This window comes from Paenibacillus sp. FSL P2-0121, assembly GCF_037975345.1.
Lineage (GTDB): Bacteria > Bacillota > Bacilli > Paenibacillales > Paenibacillaceae > Paenibacillus_AQ > Paenibacillus_AQ odorifer.
In genome coordinates this window covers 2720257-2737621 of record NZ_CP150245.1, presented here as the reverse complement: position 1 = coordinate 2737621, position 17365 = coordinate 2720257, and the positions used below count along the sequence as shown (strand labels likewise).

Annotated in this window: 19 protein-coding genes; 4 read left to right on the top strand and 15 right to left on the bottom strand. The window is 44.9% G+C overall.

Annotation, left to right across the window (positions count from 1 at the left end; translation table 11 throughout):
* Positions 1-65 precede the first annotated feature (65 nt).
* From MKY54_RS11880 to MKY54_RS11870, 3 genes are all read right to left on the bottom strand, one after another.
* Entirely contained in the window at positions 66-752 is a 687-nt protein-coding gene (locus MKY54_RS11880) for an LrgB family protein (RefSeq protein ID WP_076130346.1), read from the bottom strand.
* On the bottom strand, positions 752-1162 hold the full coding sequence (locus tag MKY54_RS11875) for a CidA/LrgA family holin-like protein (RefSeq protein ID WP_036689778.1): 411 nt from the start codon (positions 1160-1162) through the stop codon (positions 752-754). Before MKY54_RS11875 ends, MKY54_RS11880 begins: the two co-directional genes overlap by 1 nt.
* A 187-nt stretch (positions 1163-1349) precedes the next feature.
* The gene (locus tag MKY54_RS11870) at positions 1350-2024 is read right to left on the bottom strand and encodes an NAD(P)H-dependent oxidoreductase (protein ID WP_076130347.1); all 675 of its coding nucleotides are present in this window, start codon (positions 2022-2024) and stop codon (positions 1350-1352) included.
* 150 nt (positions 2025-2174) lie between these two features.
* On the opposite strand from MKY54_RS11870, the gene MKY54_RS11865 reads away from it, so the two are divergent.
* Complete coding sequence (locus MKY54_RS11865; RefSeq protein ID WP_076130348.1) at positions 2175-2567, top strand: helix-turn-helix domain-containing protein; 393 nt, start codon at positions 2175-2177, stop codon at positions 2565-2567.
* A 16-nt stretch (positions 2568-2583) separates the two neighbouring features.
* Here the strand turns inward: MKY54_RS11865 and MKY54_RS11860 are convergent, their stop codons facing one another.
* The 10 genes from MKY54_RS11860 to MKY54_RS11815 form a co-directional block, all read right to left on the bottom strand.
* A complete protein-coding gene (locus MKY54_RS11860; protein WP_081383451.1) occupies positions 2584-2961 on the bottom strand; it encodes a YkvA family protein in 378 nt (125 codons plus the stop codon).
* A 110-nt stretch (positions 2962-3071) separates the two neighbouring features.
* Complete coding sequence (locus tag MKY54_RS11855; RefSeq protein ID WP_076130349.1) at positions 3072-3710, bottom strand: Vat family streptogramin A O-acetyltransferase; 639 nt, start codon at positions 3708-3710, stop codon at positions 3072-3074.
* A gap of 165 nt (positions 3711-3875) precedes the next feature.
* Complete coding sequence (gene rhaA / locus MKY54_RS11850; RefSeq protein ID WP_076280324.1) at positions 3876-5150, bottom strand: L-rhamnose isomerase; 1275 nt, start codon at positions 5148-5150, stop codon at positions 3876-3878.
* A gap of 137 nt (positions 5151-5287) precedes the next feature.
* On the bottom strand, positions 5288-6772 hold the full coding sequence (gene rhaB, locus MKY54_RS11845) for a rhamnulokinase (RefSeq protein WP_339190569.1): 1485 nt from the start codon (positions 6770-6772) through the stop codon (positions 5288-5290).
* A 26-nt stretch (positions 6773-6798) separates the two neighbouring features.
* A complete protein-coding gene (locus MKY54_RS11840) occupies positions 6799-7527 on the bottom strand; it encodes a lactate utilization protein (protein WP_339190567.1) in 729 nt (242 codons plus the stop codon).
* Complete coding sequence (locus MKY54_RS11835; RefSeq protein WP_076305641.1) at positions 7520-9073, bottom strand: LutB/LldF family L-lactate oxidation iron-sulfur protein; 1554 nt, start codon at positions 9071-9073, stop codon at positions 7520-7522. Before MKY54_RS11835 ends, MKY54_RS11840 begins: the two co-directional genes overlap by 8 nt.
* Complete coding sequence (locus tag MKY54_RS11830) at positions 9070-9798, bottom strand: (Fe-S)-binding protein (RefSeq protein ID WP_036689769.1); 729 nt, start codon at positions 9796-9798, stop codon at positions 9070-9072. Before MKY54_RS11830 ends, MKY54_RS11835 begins: the two co-directional genes overlap by 4 nt.
* Before the next feature lie 26 nt (positions 9799-9824).
* The gene (locus MKY54_RS11825; RefSeq protein ID WP_036689767.1) at positions 9825-10583 is read right to left on the bottom strand and encodes a DeoR/GlpR family DNA-binding transcription regulator; all 759 of its coding nucleotides are present in this window, start codon (positions 10581-10583) and stop codon (positions 9825-9827) included.
* A 40-nt stretch (positions 10584-10623) separates the two neighbouring features.
* Positions 10624-12693, bottom strand: a complete 2070-nt coding sequence (locus MKY54_RS11820) for a bifunctional aldolase/short-chain dehydrogenase (protein ID WP_076186989.1) — start codon at positions 12691-12693, stop codon at positions 10624-10626.
* 216 nt (positions 12694-12909) lie between these two features.
* Complete coding sequence (locus MKY54_RS11815) at positions 12910-13410, bottom strand: GNAT family N-acetyltransferase (protein ID WP_076186987.1); 501 nt, start codon at positions 13408-13410, stop codon at positions 12910-12912.
* A gap of 381 nt (positions 13411-13791) precedes the next feature.
* Between MKY54_RS11815 and MKY54_RS11810 the strand changes: the two genes are divergently transcribed.
* Positions 13792-14700 carry an alpha/beta hydrolase gene (locus MKY54_RS11810; RefSeq protein WP_076186984.1) on the top strand — a complete coding sequence of 303 codons (909 nt, stop codon included), beginning with the start codon at positions 13792-13794 and terminating at the stop codon, positions 14698-14700.
* A 95-nt stretch (positions 14701-14795) separates the two neighbouring features.
* Positions 14796-15596, top strand: coding sequence for a sugar phosphate isomerase/epimerase family protein (locus MKY54_RS11805; protein WP_254857118.1), 801 nt, complete (start codon positions 14796-14798; stop codon positions 15594-15596).
* 63 nt (positions 15597-15659) lie between these two features.
* On the opposite strand, the gene MKY54_RS11800 is transcribed toward MKY54_RS11805, so the two are convergent.
* Both MKY54_RS11800 and MKY54_RS11795 read right to left on the bottom strand, forming a co-directional pair.
* On the bottom strand, positions 15660-15791 hold the full coding sequence (locus tag MKY54_RS11800; RefSeq protein WP_139329970.1) for a DUF1572 family protein: 132 nt from the start codon (positions 15789-15791) through the stop codon (positions 15660-15662).
* 8 nt (positions 15792-15799) lie between these two features.
* Positions 15800-16168 carry a DinB family protein gene (locus MKY54_RS11795; protein ID WP_339190563.1) on the bottom strand — a complete coding sequence of 123 codons (369 nt, stop codon included), beginning with the start codon at positions 16166-16168 and terminating at the stop codon, positions 15800-15802.
* 142 nt (positions 16169-16310) lie between these two features.
* Between MKY54_RS11795 and MKY54_RS11790 the strand changes: the two genes are divergently transcribed.
* Positions 16311-17339, top strand: a complete 1029-nt coding sequence (locus MKY54_RS11790) for a glycosyltransferase family 4 protein (protein ID WP_076193827.1) — start codon at positions 16311-16313, stop codon at positions 17337-17339.
* Positions 17340-17365: the final 26 nt, after the last annotated feature.

Sequence of the window (17365 nt, the reverse complement as noted above, 5' to 3'; positions counted from 1 at the left end):
TTTGTTCCTTAGTTATAGTTACCCGATGGAGTGTTTTGCAAACATAGTCCAATTAAAAGAATAATTTAAGGGTACATCATCCACGCTACAAGTGGGCCGATACAAGAGCCAACTACGGCGCAAACAGTCATCGCAACCGAGCTCATCGAAACGGATTGTTCACCATATTCCAAGGCCTTTGCTGTTCCTAGAGCATGTGAAGCGGTTCCTAGACCAATTCCGATTCCAACCTCACTACGAATTCTAAACAGTTTGATGATAAAAGGTCCGCCAATCGCACCTGTAAATCCAGCAATCATAACAAATACAGAGGTTAAAGAAGAGTCCCCACCTAAGCTGTTCGAGATCTGTATCGCTACAGGTGTAGTGATCGATTTAGGTAATAAAGATAAAACATATAATTTAGAGAAGCCTAGACCTGCCGCCAAAAGCAGTCCACTAAACATCCCTATAAGCAGACCTACAATGGCTCCGCCCAGAATTGCCGGGAGATTCTCAATCAACACATTACGTTGTTTATATAATGGGTAGGCTAACGATACTACAGCAGGACCGAGCAGCTGATTAATCCATTTGCCGCCTATCATATATGTATCATACGGAATATGAAAATATAGTAGTAAAGTTACAACAATCACTGTTGCTGTAAGCGCGGGAATAAGTACAGGAATACGAAATCGTCTATATACTACTGACATCATCAAATAAATAGCTACGTTAAGCAGTACAATACCTGTTGCGATAAAAAACATTATATTTCCTTCCCCTTTTCGCTTAGTCTCTTGCCGCTCCATCCCGCTTTCAGCTTGTTGTTTACGCTAGTAAGCCATTGGCTAGAATGTGCAGCTGCGGCAATCGTGAGAACACTGCTAACGATAAGGATTAGGATTAATAGTAAACCTCTACCACTAAAGATATCCATATGATTCACGATCCCAGCTGTCGCTGGAATAAAAAATAACGGAAGATAAGCTAATATCGTTGTAGCACCCTCTTCAATCCACTTCACAGGCACGACCCTGAATAACAATAGAACAAAAAGTAACAGTAATCCTACGATACTCCCGGAAACGGGGAGATGCAGTTGCTTTTGCAGATAGTCCCCAGCCAAGTAGAACAAATATAGCAGGAACACTTGGATAATAATGCGAATGATTTTCATGATGCAGGATCCCTTCATTATTAAGTTAAAGCGATAGCGCTAATATGGAGTCACCTTCATAAGGGTATCAGAGTTTTCATGAAACTTTCAATTAATTTTTGAATCTTATAAGAAATATCGCAAAAAAACCTGCAAAATCCCCAGAATACAGAGACTTTACAGGCTCAAAGATTAAGATTCAATTTCGTTAAACCCACTGAATTACTTGCTCTGCACCTTGACGCGTCTTACCACGTGGTTCATTCAGGCGATATCCGAAAGCTGCCATACAGGAGATTCCAAAATGCTCAGCGTCCAAAATCCCTTCTTCTTCCAGAATCTGCTCAACCTTAGCTTTATCAAAACCTTCCATTGGGCAGGAGTCGATCCCGATTAACGCAGCTGAAGTCAGCATATTCCCAAGCGCCAGATAAGTCTGCCGGCAGCTCCATTCGAACATTGCCCGCTCATTCTCCATCAGTCCGAAATCAACCTTCAAAAACTTATCAAAAACTTTACGTTTTCCTTCCATTCCTTGCGGAGGCAACTCCTGCACATTCTCCATGATCCCTTTAATATAATCGGAGTCAGCAGCCATATCTTTAGGAAGACGTGAGAGAATAAGCACAAAATGGCTTGCGGTTGCCAATTGCTTTTGTGCGCCCCAGGCATAAGGACGTAATTTTTCACGTACTTCCGGACTTTGTACTACCACAAAACGCCAAGGCTCGAATCCGAATGAACTTGGTGACAATCGTCCAGTTTCCAGAATAAATTGAAAGTCCGATTCACTAATTTTTTTATGGCTATCGAATTCTTTAGTTGCATGTCTGAACTGATATGCAGACAGGATTTCATTCTTGTTTAACGATAAAGTATCCATGAGTAACACTCCCTTTACTTGATTAGCATCGACGAGCATTTGACTGTTTGCCGATCACATGCTTAATATTAGTGTATATATCACTTCTTTAAAAGTACGCACAATAATGTTATGTAGTATACAAAATGATACCATGGGAGTTGAACAGCTATGCGTGACCGAAAAGGTGGCTTCGGAAATTTCCCGGAAAGCAACAAAGAAGCTTGCCCTGTAGAATTCACACTGGACGTTATAGGAGGCAAATGGAAAGGAATTCTCATCTATCACTTGATTGATGGCACGAAACGTTTTAACGAATTCCGCCGGATCTGCCCGGGCATTACCCAACGTATGCTGACCCTGCAACTAAGAGAGTTGGAAGAGGATGGGGTTGTACACCGTGAGGTCTACCATCAGGTTCCCCCAAAAGTCGAATACTCTTTAACTGAATTCGGCAAGACACTGATTCCTATTATTAAACTCATGAAAGATTGGGGCGAGGTGTACAAAACAAAACAGCTTTCCGCAGAAAGCTGTCCTGAAGGTACAGATATTACGGTGTAGCTCAATGCTGCACCTTTTATTTTTCCCCATTAAAAAACGCTGCAGCTTTTTCCTTATGTTCGTTGGTTACCTGACCGGATATCGCTTTAATGCCTGCTGCGATAATCGCTGCATCATCTGTAAATCCAAGGCCTAGAATCGCATCGGGTATAGCATCTATAGGAGAAATAAAATAAGCCAATGCACCGAAAGCAATTCCTTTCGCCCATAAAGGTGTTTTAGCGTCGACGGCACAATAATACATTGCGATAGCATCTTTAGTAAATGGAATTTTGCCTGCGAACTTTTTAGTTTTCGTCCAAAAATTTTGCGTTACCATTTCCTCATTTTCTTTGCTATATGGAAATTCCTCTGCAGTGAGCTCCATGCTATTCTTGACCTTATCCTTCTTCATTGCCGGTTCCCTCCGAAAGGTTCATATGACGTACATACCTAAAGTATTCCCTCAATTGAGGTTTATATCTTTAAGATAAACTAAAGTCCGTATCCTGAACCTACTTACGATTAATTGATCGCTTTGATTTTCGTTAAATCGCTGCTGCATAACACTTCAAGATTCTTAAAGATTCGCTCAGCATCCCAATCCCACCACTTCAGCGCTTCAAGATATTCGATCATTTCATCATCAAAACGTTGTCTGATCACTTTGCAGGGATTTCCTCCAGCTACACTATACGCCGGAATATCCTTTACAACTGTAGAATTGGCTGCGATAACTGCTCCGTTTCCAATATGCACACCTGGCATAACCGTAACATTTTGTCCAATCCAAACATCGTTTCCGATGACTGTATCACCTTTTAGCGGCAGATCTTTTAAATCCGGGACCGCCTGTTCCCAGCCATGGGCCATGATATTAAACGGATAGGTCGAAACCGAATTCATCCGGTGGTTGGCACCATTCATGACAAATTCAATGCCTTTGGCAATCGCGCAGAATTTTCCAATAATAAGCTTATCGCCAATAAAATCATAATGATGAGTCACACGTTCCTCAAACTTCTCTGCACCGTTTATATCATCATAATAGGTATAATCGCCAACAATGATATTGTCTCTTGTAATCGCATTTTTTATATAGCAGATACTTTTAATTTGTTCATTGGGATAGAGCGTATTCGGGTTCGGTCCATATTGTTTCATAGTTTGCGCCTCGCTCTCTTTTGGATAAAACATAGCAGAGATCAGAGCTGAATTCAAATCATGTACGATTCATAAACATAAAAAAGCGGCTACCTGCCGGTAACCGCCTATCTTTTATCTACTTATATTGTTAAAGTTCGTTCTACTTCACTTCTACTTCTACCTCTATCTTTTCGATAAAACCTCAGCCTCATACTGTTTCACTTCATTTAGCCAGCTTTCCCGGACCGGTACGCCATTCTTCGCACAATAATAATCCCAAATGGCTCCAAACGGATACGATTTAAATTCCTCGACCAAGGCAAGCCTTGAAGTGTAATCTCCATCCAGCTCAATTTGCTTCAATTGCTCGATTGGCTCCAGCATGGCACGAAGCAAAGCTTTTAATGTATTTCGTGTTCCGATCACCCAAGCAGCAACATGATTGATGCTTCCGTCAAAAAAATCTAATCCAATATGCGTTCTGCCCAGAAACTGACCACGAACCAGTTCACGGGCAATCTCGAGCAGCTCATCGTCCATAGTTACCACATGATCACTATCCCAGCGTACTGGACGGCTAACATGCAGCAGCAATTGATCCCCAAACAGCAGCCAGGAAGACAGCTTATTCGAAATTGTCTCGGTTGGATGGAAATGTCCAGCATCGAAGCACACCGCCTTACCCCGGCTTAGCGCATAACCCATATAGAATTCATGTGAGCCAACCACGTAACTTTCCGAACCAATACCAAACAGCTTACTTTCTACAGCATCAATGTTATATTGCTGATCGATTTCCTCGCTGAAGATTTCATCGAGTGACTGCTGAAGCCGTACCCTTGGTGACAAGCGGTCGATCGGCGTATCTTTATAACCATCTGGAACCCAAAAATTAGTGACACAAGGCTGACCTAATGCTTGACCAAAGGACTCGGCGATTCGACGTGAGGCCTTGCAATGAGCGATCCAGAAGTTGCGGATCTCAGGATCTGGGTGACTCAGTGTGAAGCCATCATTTGCTTTTTCATGAGAAAAACAGGTAGGATTGAAATCCAATCCGAGTCCCTGCTCTTTGGCCCAGCTCACCCAGCGCTCAAAATGCTTAGGCTCTAACGCGTCGAGATCTACAGTCTCTTCTGTATCCGCATAAATAGCATGTAAATTTATTTTATGTTGCCCTGGGATGAGTGCTAGAGCCTGTTCCAAATCCCGGCGCAGCTCCTCCGGATTCCCGGCCCGCCCCGGGTAACTTCCGGTGACTGCGATCCCGCCGCTCAGTTCTTTTTCCTTATTCAAAAAACCCTTCACATCATCACCTTGCCAACAATGCAAAGAAATCTTAATTTCCGCTAGCTGCTCCAACACTTTATCTACGTCGATCCCATGCTGTGCGTAAAGCTTTTTCGCTTCATTGTAGCTGTTCTGAATGCTCTGTAAGCTCTCTTTACTCTGCTCCATGTTTGAGCCTCCTGATTTTTAACTTAGTGTGTTTTAGATGAGGCACTTTTGCCTCTCTTTAGCTCGTTTTCCGCGTATTGCGCTCGATGAGAGGCATTTTTGCCTCTCTTTGGCTCGTTTTCCACTAAACTTAGCTACTAATTAACGACCTGCAGCCGGGCGAACTGTGCCAAAGCCGCTTCTTTGGTCGTGGGGTCCATCCCCTTCGGTATATAAGATGTTACTTGGAATGAACGACTTATAATTTCTCTCGCCTCTTGAAGATCAGTTACAGCACCCGTGCTGATCATCTGCACAACCAGATTGCCTAAAGCCGTAGATTCTGTTGGTCCGGCGTGAATTTCCATCTCCAGCAGATCTGCCGTAATCTGGCACAACAGACCGTTATTCGCACCTCCGCCAACGATATGCAACCTCTCTAAGTTGTCACCCGTCAATTGCTGGAGATCCTGAATGTAGAAATAATAAGATAAAGCAAGACTATCAAAAACACATCGAGCCATTTCCCCAGGCGTTTGAGGGACCAACTGTCCTGCTTCCACACAATAGCTGCGGATCTCGTCAATCATGCTCGGTGGATTCATGAAGCGTTCATCATTGCAATAAATGATCGATCTAAAAGGGATTTCTTGTGCTGCCAGCTCTACCAGCTCGCCGAAGCTGTATTGTCCGCCGTACTCCTCACGTACCTTTTGAATCAACCACATGCCCATAATGTTTTTAAGAAAACGGAATGAGCCGTAGGCTCCCCATTCATTCGTATAGTTGCGTAACATAGCCTCTGGACTTGTGATGGCTGAACTCCGTTCCACCCCGATGAGTGACCAAGTACCACTACTGAGAAATCCCCATTTCTCGCTGTTTGCCGGAACCCCTAGTACAGCTGATGCTGTATCATGAGAGGCTACTGCTATGAACTCGCAATCTGGAAGATCGCCGCGAGCCGCCAAGTCCTCCGTCAACCTCCCAACGGGTTCCCCAGGTTCTGTTAAGGGAGGGAATTGCTCTTTTGAAAGACCAAGCACCGACAGAAGATCCTCATCGTAATCACGAGTGTGAAGATTCAGCATCCCAGAGGTGGAACCTATCGTCACTTCACTAATCTTGCGACCCGTAAGCCGATAATAAAGATAATCAGGGACCAGGAGAATGGAATGTGCTGCTTCCAGCTCCGCCTGATCATGCACAAACAGTTGATACAACGTATTTATCGGGAGATATTGTATCCCCACTTTTCCGTAAACGCTTTCAGTTGAGATGTTACGATGCAGCCTCTCTATCGCTCCATCCGTTCGGGAGTCACGATAAGAAAAAACCTCATGGATCCGCGCTCCCTCCTGATCGAGAAGTACATAATCGACACCCCAAGTATCGATGCCCACGGTGCAGCGCTCGATCCCTCTAGCCTTGGCCTGCTGTAAGCCCTTGACGATTTCAGCAACTAAATAATCTATATCCCAATATAGATTACCATTTTGTTCAGCGAATCCATTACTGAAGCGATGAATTTCTTCTATAGACAGGGTTCCTCCCGGCTGCTGCAAGGTTCCACAGACCACTCTCCCACTAGAGGCTCCGATATCAACAGCAATATGATTCTGATTATGAGCTTGTGTATTCATCCCTATACAACACTCCTTATCTCCTATCAGCCTACTAGCAAAGCGAATACGATTCCTGGACCATGCACGCCTATCGTCAGATCATTCTCAATATCCGCTGAACGGCTAGGTCCGGAGATAAAATGGATGCCCGCCGGCAGCCCCGATGGCCCAGCTTCATCAAAATCAATAAGCACCTCACCGAGACGAGTCTTCAGCCGCTCCAATGGAACGATGGCAATTAATGCGGTAGGTAATAAGCTGACTGAACGGCCTTTATTCTCAGAGGACAGCACAGTAATGGAGCCTGTATAAGCAACTGCATAATCCGCAATCACAATTCCAATATCAGCCTCGGCCGCCCTAGCTTTCCATGCCTCCTGATCATCTGTATTCCAGACAGACACCCGTGTATCTGTGAGTTCCTCCTCTAGTCGAAGTGCTGCTAGCTCGGTGACATTTTGCCGGAGAATATACCGTGCGAGCATCTCATTGACTTTGCTGACGATGAAAGCTTTGGCTTCATCCATATCCTTCACACGAAATACATGACCACCGGCGCTTTGAAAATTCGCCGTAAATTGTTCAATCCTTTCCTCCGGACTCCACTGGAATTGCTGCCAATACTGCGGTGCGCCGCGAAAAGGATGTGCAGGAGCTTCAGTAATTCTCGGCCGCTTCAGGCGGCGAGCGATATCATTCATGAATGTCTGCTGCTTTTCACGTGAATCCTGCTCCATACGTTCCAACCAGTTACTGTGCGTCTCTTCAGTCATGTCCGGCCCCTCCTTCCAGCTCTTCCCGCTTCCGCTTCGCTAGTAAATCTTCCATTCGCTTCTGTATCGCCGGGTCCATTTCGCGACTGTTCTTGTCTAGCTCCTGTTGCAGCCCCTTCCAGCTCTCACGGAAGGATTGATCTGCCAGCTTCGGGGCGATCCGATAATTGTTCCAGCCTTTCAGCGGCCCCAGTTTCGACGGAATTCCTCCGTCTCGCACGAGCAGCTTTTGCCCGATTCTACCTACCTTCATCACATTACTAAATCGCTGTGACTTCGCCATAATCGCCCCAAAACCCTTCATGCCGAGACCTTCTGCCTTATCCCCATAACCACGTTCTACCTTCCGCCGGCGTAAATAGATGAGCATATCATGCAGAGGGATTTTGACCGGACAGGCTTCATAACATGCTCCGCACAGGCTAGAGGCTGAGGCGATGTCATCCCATTGATCTACATTTTTATTCAGCGCCGGGGTCAACACCGCTCCTATAGGTCCGCTATACGTTCCCCCATATGCATGACCGCCAATATGACGGTAGACAGGACAAGCATTCAGACAAGCTCCACAGCGGATGCAATTCAGCAGCTCCTGAAACTCAGGATCGCCTAGCTGCTCAGATCGGCCATTATCAAGAATAATAATATGCTGCTCTTCCGGCCCATCACCATCGTTGGTTCTGCGGGGACCAGAAATACCCGACATATATACCGTTAACTTCTGCCCTGTTGCCGAACGAGGCAATAATGTAGCCATCACTTCAAGATCACTCCACGAAGGAATAATCCGCTCCATCCCCATCAGGGTAATTTGTGTTTTCGGTAAAGTGGTGACCATACGAGCGTTGCCTTCATTCTCGAACAGCACCATCGAACCCGTCTCTGCAATAGCAAAGTTACAGCCAGTCATTCCGATATCCGCATCAAGGAACTTCTCTCTCAGCTTTCGCCGTACAAATCCAGCAAGAATAGTAGTTTCAGGCAAAAGCTCCTCCCCTGCCTCTTTGGACAACAGCTCGGCAATCTGGTAGCGGTTCTTATGAATCGCCGGAATAATGATATGTGACGGGGTTTCCCCGGCAAGCTGGATAATATACTCCCCCAGATCCGTCTCTATGGTCTCCACACCAATGGATTCCAGCGCCTTATTTAAATGCAGCTCCTCAGTAACCATTGATTTGGATTTGACCACAGAAGCTGCCTGTTTTCGCTGCGCGATTTCAAGGGCAATCTTCACAGCCTCTTCACCCGTTGCTGCAAAATGAATATGTGTGCCGTTTGCTCTTGCCTTGTCTGCAAAAAGATTCAAATAGTAATCAAGATGGGCGATCGTGTGTAGACGGATTTGTCGCCCACGTTCACGCCACTCTTCCCAGTGGCCATGATCGTTAGCTGCTTTTTGTTTTCCATCACGCAGTCTCTCCGTGGTAAAACGAACAGCCTTGCGTAAAAAGTCATTATTCAGTGCCAAGTCTGCACGCTCTTTTACTGTTGCTGGCTTCCCGTTCTCTGATTTCGCCGTTAGATTGGTGGTGGTTTGACTCATTTATCAGTCACCCCCTCATACAGTAGTTCTGCTAAATGCATAACTCGAACGGGTTCGCGGCGGTAACGCAGATTCCCGGCAATATTCATCAGACAACCCATATCCAGACCCGTTAGGATTTCTGCTTCCGTCTCCAGCACATGATCTGATTTCTCAGTGACCATCGCCCCGGAGATATCAGACATTTTCACGGCAAAGGTTCCACCAAACCCACAGCAGTCCTCAGCAAAAGGCAGTGGTACCAGCTCCATCGCCTTCACATTTTGCATAAGCTGCATAGGTTCGTCGCGAATCCCTAGAATCCTTGTGCCATGACAGGAAGGATGATAGGTAACCTTATGCGGAAACACTGCTCCTAGATCAGTTACGCCAAGCACCTGCACCATAAACTGGCTGAATTCATAGGATTTACGTTGCAAATTCTGCGCCTTGACCAGATTAACCGGATCATCCTGAAACAGCTTAGGGTAATGATGAAGCATCCCCGTACAGGATCCGGAAGGTGCAATGACAAAATCACTGTCATCGAAGGCCTGCAGAATCGTAAGTGCAGCTTGCCGCGCTTCATTCCAATATCCACTGTTGTACGCAGGCTGTCCGCAGCAGGTCTGCACCTCCGGGAACTCCAGCTGTACGCCATATCTGGCCAGCAGACGAGCCATGGCTTCCCCGACCTTCGGGAACACGGCATCGCTGACGCAAGTTATAAACATCGATACCTTCATGCCTTCACCTCCTGCACAACTATTTACTACACCGTCGTTATTGCGATGTTCAGCTTCTGCAACTGCTTCATTTGTTCTTCAACAGGGCTGTAATCCGTTATTAGAACATCCACATCACTAGGAGCCGCAAAATGTGTGAACGCTTGAATTCCGAATTTACTGGAATCGCATAATAAGATCACTTGCTCCGCAATAGAAATCATCTTTCGTTTCACCATAGCTTGCAGCTCATTTGATTCACTAGCGCCACGTTCGAGATGAAATCCTTTGCAGGAAAAAAACATTTTATCCACGTGATACAATTCAAGCGAACGTTCTGCTAAATGACCAACATAGGACATTGATCTGCGGCTCAGTTGCCCGCCTGTAGAAAAGACCTCGATCCGCTCCTTCCCGCTTAACTCTGCTGCCACTCTAGTAGAATTGGTCAACACAGTGAGCGGCATATCCGGCAAATGCGAAGCCATATACCAAGCCGTTGTACTGGCATCCAGTAGAATCCGATCGCCCGGCTTAATCATCATTACCGCCTCACGGGCAATCCGCTGTTTCTCCGCTGCATTCATGATTTCTCGTTCAGCATAAGGGGTCTCCGGTTGCCGGTCACGCAGGCTAACTGCTCCGCCATGCGAACGCAGCAGCCGCCCCGCTTTTTCCAATCGATCCAGATCGCGGCGAATGGTTTCTTCCGTCACTTGGCATAATGTACTCAATTCTGAGACACGGATACTGCCGCGTTCATTCACTAGTTCTACGATTCGTTCATATCTGTCTGCAATCAGCATGATTTCCCTCCGTTATCCCTATCTATATTCAAGCTACCTCTTATCTAGTAAAAGCTGCTGGCACTCCACCATCGATTGTCAGCATACAACCCGTAGTTTTCTCTGACTTGGAAGAAGCAAAAAAAGCAACGCCTTCGGCAATATCACGTGGATAAATATTAACTAGCAGCGTCGTGCGTTTACGGTAATGCTCCTCTAATTGATCCGGCTCAATCCCGTAAGCAGCCGCCCGTTCATTACGCCAGTTCGAATTCCAGATAGCTGATCCTTGTAGAATTGCATCGGGCAGAATCGTATTGGCACGGATGCCAAACTCTCCACCTTCAGCTGCTATGCAGCGGGCCAGATGGGCTTCGAGCGCCTTGGCAGAACTGTAAGCCGAGACGCTTTTACCTGCAAAAATAGAATTTTTGGAGCCGATGAATACCATGCTGCCTCCGATTTTTTGCTCCTTCATCACTTTAAAAGCTTCGCGTGCAACGAGAAAATATCCTGTGCCCAGCACAGAAATATTCAAATTCCACTCTTTCAATGAAGTCTCATCAAACGGACTGGAGGTTGCAAGCCCAGCATTATTAACAATAATATCGACCCCGCCATAAAAAAGGGCTGTCTCCGCATAAGCTGCGGTTACCTGCTCTTCCTGAGTTACGTCCATTTTAACGGCGAATGCACGATTTTCACCAAACTTAGCGTTAATCTCTTCCGCTACTTTTTGTGCACCCTCCAGATTGAGATCTGCCAATACAACATGCGCTCCTTCTGATACTAAACGACGAGCCGTCTCACTCCCAATTCCCCCAGCACCACCTGTAATAAAGGCAACTTTACGGGAGAACTCCGCTTCTGCCGGAGCCAATGATAATTTATATAATTCCAGGGGCCAATATTCCACATTGTACGATTCATTCTCACTTAGAGAGACGAAATCTCCCAGCGCAGTAGCTCCGCGCATAACAGCAATCGCCCGGTGATACAAGGCTCCGCTGATCTTAGAATTGCTCCAGCTTTTACCTGTGTTGATCATGCCCACGCCAGGGATCAGGATCACACGTGGCGCAGCCTCGAACATTACATCGCCTTCATGTTTATTACGGTCGAAGTACGCTTTGTACTGCTCCTTATAATCGCTAATCGCTTCGCTCAGCTTCGCCTTCAAGCCATCGATATCATTGGTATTTGGCTCCCACGCAACAAAAAGCGGCTTCATTTTGGTATGTACCAAATGATCTGGACAAGCTGCGCCTACACCGGATAACTTCTCCGAGTCAGCCCCTCCTACAAAACGCAGGACATCCTCCGCATCGTCGAAGGTCAAAATCATTTTACGCTCATCGCTGACCGCGCCTCTGATCAGTGGCATCACTGCCGCCGCTACAGCCCGCCGCTCTGCTTCTGGAAGTGCTTCTGATTTGCGGCCGCCAAATAGGTTCTGATCTTCAATTCTTTCTTCAATATAACTTTCCGCTTCGTTAATTATGGAGATTGTTTTGGCATAACAAGATTCAGGTGTATCCCCCCAAGTCACGAGACCGTGTTTCTCCATCAGCACTAATTCAGCTTTCGGGTTTGCGAGCACACCTTCGGCAATCATTTTGGATAAAGTGAAGCCTGGACGGATGTATGGCACCCATACGAAACGATCCCCATAAATCTCACGGGCAATTTCCTTACCGTTATGAGCGCAGCATAAACTGATAATGGCATCTGGATGCGTATGATCCACATGCTTGAAAGGTAAAAATGCATGCAGTAACGTTTCGATAGAAGCACGCGGATGTTTAGGATCAATCATGCAATTTGCGAGATAAGCTACCATCTCTTCATCTGGCATTTCATCACGTTCAAATAACGGGGCAATATCCTGAAGCCTTAGTCCGGTAAAGTTGCCTGCTTTCATCGTAGCAAGGTCAGAGCCGCTGCCCTTCACCCACATTACTTCTACCTCACGCCCGCGAAAATCCAATTCTATCGTTTTGCTGGAGGTATTCCCTCCGCCAAAGTTACAGACTCTGCGATCTTCGCCCAGCAGATTAGAGCGGAACACTAATGCATCCAATCCCCCGTCTAATTTCGTTTCCCGAGATGAATCCCATAAGTTTTGTACCATTTGTGAATACCTCCGTTTTTGAATGTTTGTTTTTTTGTTTATTTTTGTTTGTTTTGATTTTAAACTATTTGTTTGTGTTTGAATAGAGCGCTTTCAACAAAATTTTAAATTTTTTTCACATTTTAGACGAATCTCTATTGGATGAACTACAATAACATCGCGAATAACAAAAAAGAGCTGCCTCTTGGCAACTCCTCCCCTATTTTTCACACCAGCTTAAAGGGTGATCCAGTAGTTACATTTTTCATTCTCAATGCCATTTAGTATTCCTTTGTTCGCCTCAATAACCTTTCTCGAAGATATATTGTCCGGCTCACAAGTCAGCATGACCTTATCAATCCCCATGTCCGCAGCTTTTTTTAACAGCTCTGCCAAAAAGATCGTGCCATAACCCTTTCCTCTTTCACTGGGTCTGATACTATAACCGATGTGTCCACCTGACTTCCTCAATTGATCATTTAAGGAATGTCTTAGTTTTCCGACACCAACGGGATAAGCGTCAATCAGTAGCCAGTAGTTGGTTTGTGCTACATACTGTGGTGGAAGATTATCACCTTGTGAAAGTGCTATCCGATCCTGGATGAAATCAGGAAATTGACTGTAAGCCAGATCAAATCCGTTATTGACGAATCCATTTTCCCCCGGACCTATCTCCACAATCAGCTCAAAAATATCGCGTCCATCTGAAACACTAGCTTCCTTTAGCTCAACGAGCATAATCATCCCCACCTAGAACGTTATTAATAACTTCCCTATCAAAATTTACCGCAAAAGAGACCGGCATGCATTATTTAATTGCACATTCTACAACTAAAATGATCTTCAATGCTCACGCCTAATGTGTTAAGTGTACTTTGTGCAATTAACTTCGCCCAATTTAGCTGAATCAGCTAAATACGAGAGAAATAGTTGTACGAAGTACATCTATTTCACCGTAGTGAGAGTAAAGTAGCAATTTAGTTGTATGAAATACACTTATCTGGTCTGCACCCCTCTTTTCACAGGAATGTTCCTATTGCGCGCTCCTCCTTCCGCACTCTCGTAGTATACTTATTGGAATAAGATACAGATGTTGTATTTTCACTAAGGAGGTTTGTGATGGTAAATAGCTTTAAGAATGCCAAGGTGCAAGAACGAGTGTGGCAATCCTACCAACAGCTAGTTGATCAGTGGCCTATTCCTCTTGAAGAGCTCGATCTCCCAACCACATATGGGCTGACGCATTGTATCCTTACCGGGCAAAAGAGTAATCCCACTTTATTTCTGTTTCATGGCGTTGGTGATAACTCGGCGGTCATGTGGCTCCTTAACATCGAGGAATTATCGCGGCATTTTTACTGCGTTGCTATTGATACTCTGGGCGGACCCGGAAAAAGCATTCCTAATGCGCACTTTAATAAACAAAAGTTTGAGCAGGTGGAATGGATTAATGAAATAGCCAAACATCTGAGCATAGACATCTTTAATATTGCAGGGGTGTCAAATGGAGCCTATATTGCTTTTAATTATGCAACCAAGCAACCGGACAAAGTGAACCGTGTGATTTGTTTGGAAGGCGGAATGGTCACCACACCCATCAAAGCCATGCTGCAAACGCTAATGATGATGTTCCCAGAGATTCTGATTCCCACGGATCGCAATTTACTGAAAGTGCTGAAGAAGTTAAGTGCGCCTGACTCCCCTTTATTTAACAATCACCCAGAAGTAGCTGCTCATCTAATTCTTTTAATGCGAGCTCATAATCAGCAAGCTATGTTTGTTCATAAGCTTCAAAAATATGATAAAAACGCCGCAGTTGCCGTCAGAGATAAGCTTTATTTTTTAGTAGGAGAACACGCGTTAAAACAATCAAAGGATTTCATAGATATTTTAGAGGATGGAAAGTTTCATTACCAAGTGATTCCCCGTGCGGGACACGGCATTAATCATGAGCAACCGGATAGAGTCAACACTGAAATCATCAATTTCCTGACCCGCGATAATGATAAATCACTTGCATCCTTATGAAAGCGTTACTATTATGAAGGTTATTACTCATACTTACTCTATTAAAGGAGAGGTTACTCATCAGATACGGAACTCTAGCCCACACATTTGGCTGCTTGCCGCTCAAGTCGTTAACTGCAACCCTTCAGAATTATGATATCGATTTTGTTCAGCTTGCATTATCCAAAGCCATTCAGGACATCGACACTTCTACCGGTAAACTAAGTCCAGGTCTTGCCAGCTATATTGGCGAACAATTTGACAAAGCAGGAATACGTATCGGTGTTTTGGGCTGTTACATCAACCCTGTTCATCCGGATCCTGTCATCCGGAGAGCTGAGATCAATCGTTTTAAAGAGCATCTTCGTTATGCCCGCCAATTCGGCGCACCTATGGTGGCAACAGAAACAGGTGCGCTTACTACTTTTCAAGCACAAGATCCGATCCATTACGAAGCTATCGGCTGGGATACGTTAAGGGCAACTGTAGAAGAACTTGCAGAGGAAGCTGAAAAATGGGGCGTTTTTCTAGGACTAGAAGGGGTCTGCACACATACACTTTCTACACCAGACAAGATGCGCCGCATCTTAGATGAAGTCCCATCAAGCTGTATAGGTGTTGTATTGGACCCTTGTAATTTTATTGGCACGGCTGCGCATTTGCAGGATCAAATTGTCGATGATTCTTTCAGATTATTCGGCGACCGTATCATTCTGGCGCATTTAAAAGATATCTATCAAGATGGTGAAAAAGCATACCACGGAAAAGCAGGCAGCGGAGTATTCCATACCGAGGCTTTCCTGCGCAAACTCCAAGAATATAAGCCAATGATCGATGTGTCATTAGAAGATATCAAGGATCTGGAGGTTAATGATACGGTTGCTTTACTGAAGAAGCTTGCTCCTATAACACAATAAAAATCCATTTCTGAGGATAGGTGTTAGCAGCAGCTGCGCATCTATCCCCAGCTTTTTCTATGCTCAAAAATAATGCTTCCAGTTATTGAGCAGATGATCATCCTCTTTCTGCAGCAATTTAGAGGCATATACGATTTGACCTGTATGATAGGAATAATGCTCTGCACTCCGATCATAATCTTTTGAATACTCCAAGTATTATTCTACATTCCAGCCCTCTCAGGGAAACTAATGGTGAACTCCTGTTCTAGATCAGCCTTCGTCAAATTGCCCACCACCGAACGGCTTTCTTCCCTGACCTTTAGCATATACTGCAATAATTCCTGTGATGAATAACCGCCTCTGGTCAAAAATTCATTAGGTCTATCTCTTTCTATTGACTTATTGCCGATTCCGCTGACCAGATGCTGATATTCGCTGCCCGCAATATGCAGGCATAGGTTACCAATGGCATTCATTTTTGACTTTGGACGAAACCAGATCTCTTCGGTCGATAGCTTATTTACAGCTTGCTCCACATACCCCAAGGATTGATCGAGCCTTCTCATACATTCGATAATGATTTCACTCATACTAACCCCTCTTCCTTCTCCTTTTGTTTATAAGCTTGATAAATGGTACTTTTCTATAGGAGCTGAATAAAATAAAAAACAGAACGATTGAATCATATTGTTTCACCATTATAGCTCTAACTTGGAAGGGACGGGATTATCAATGCGATTCACATTCCCTATTCTGACCTTATCTCATGGCGGAGCACAACGTATGCTAGTAGAGCTCACCAATGGGCTGACAGACTTGGGTCATCAGGTCAATCTCCTTTTGCCTGTGGATGGCGCTATTTCTTATGATGTGCGCGCAAACGTAATCCGCTCCTCACATATGAATATTCACGAGCATGACTTTCCTCCCGGAGACGTCATTGTTTCTAATTATTTTACAACTGTCCCCATCGCCCAAGCAGCAAGCCAACTAGGAAAAGGGGTTCATGTACGTTTATCTTTATGTTATGAGCCACCTTTTTTACCGGATAACGGACGCTCCTTCCCCTCCTATCACATCACTGAGCATCTAATCGTTTTATCACGTTGGCAGCAGGAGCTGATCCGTTTAAATCATGGCATCACCGGCAGTATCGTGCCCATTGGCATTAGCTCCTCTTTTAAAAATATGAATATCCGTCACAGTCTTCAAGAGCCTTTAAACATAACAGCTATATTAAGAAAAACAGAACGAGGTTTCTCCTGGCACCGTGAGCAAGATTATCTTATAGAACAGCTGGATTACGTAAAAAGCCAATATCCCGATGTAAATATTAACTTCATCAGTCCGCCTGACGAATTCAACACCTCAGAAATTCTCCAAAGAATGAAAGCTACTGGCAAATATCGGTTCTTTACGCCAGCAAATGATGAGGAGCTCTGCTATCACTATAACGGTGCGGATATTTTTGTTAGCTCAAGTATTTTTGATACAGGCTCTTTACCGGGACTTGAGGCCATGCGTTGTGGAGCAGCGTTAGTCTGTGTATATTCAGGCGGGAATATGGAATACGCCCATCACAAGAAAAACTGTTTGCTCTCTTATCGATATGAGAACCGGCTCGGTGAAGATGTCATCCGCTTAATACGTGATCCCAACTTAAGAACTAAATTAGCGGAGCAGGGGGAAAGATATTCGCGCAAATGGACTTGGGAAAATAGTGTCAGATTATTTGAACAAGCGATCACAGATTTATTATAAAAATATAAAAAAGCAAGTCTCCGATG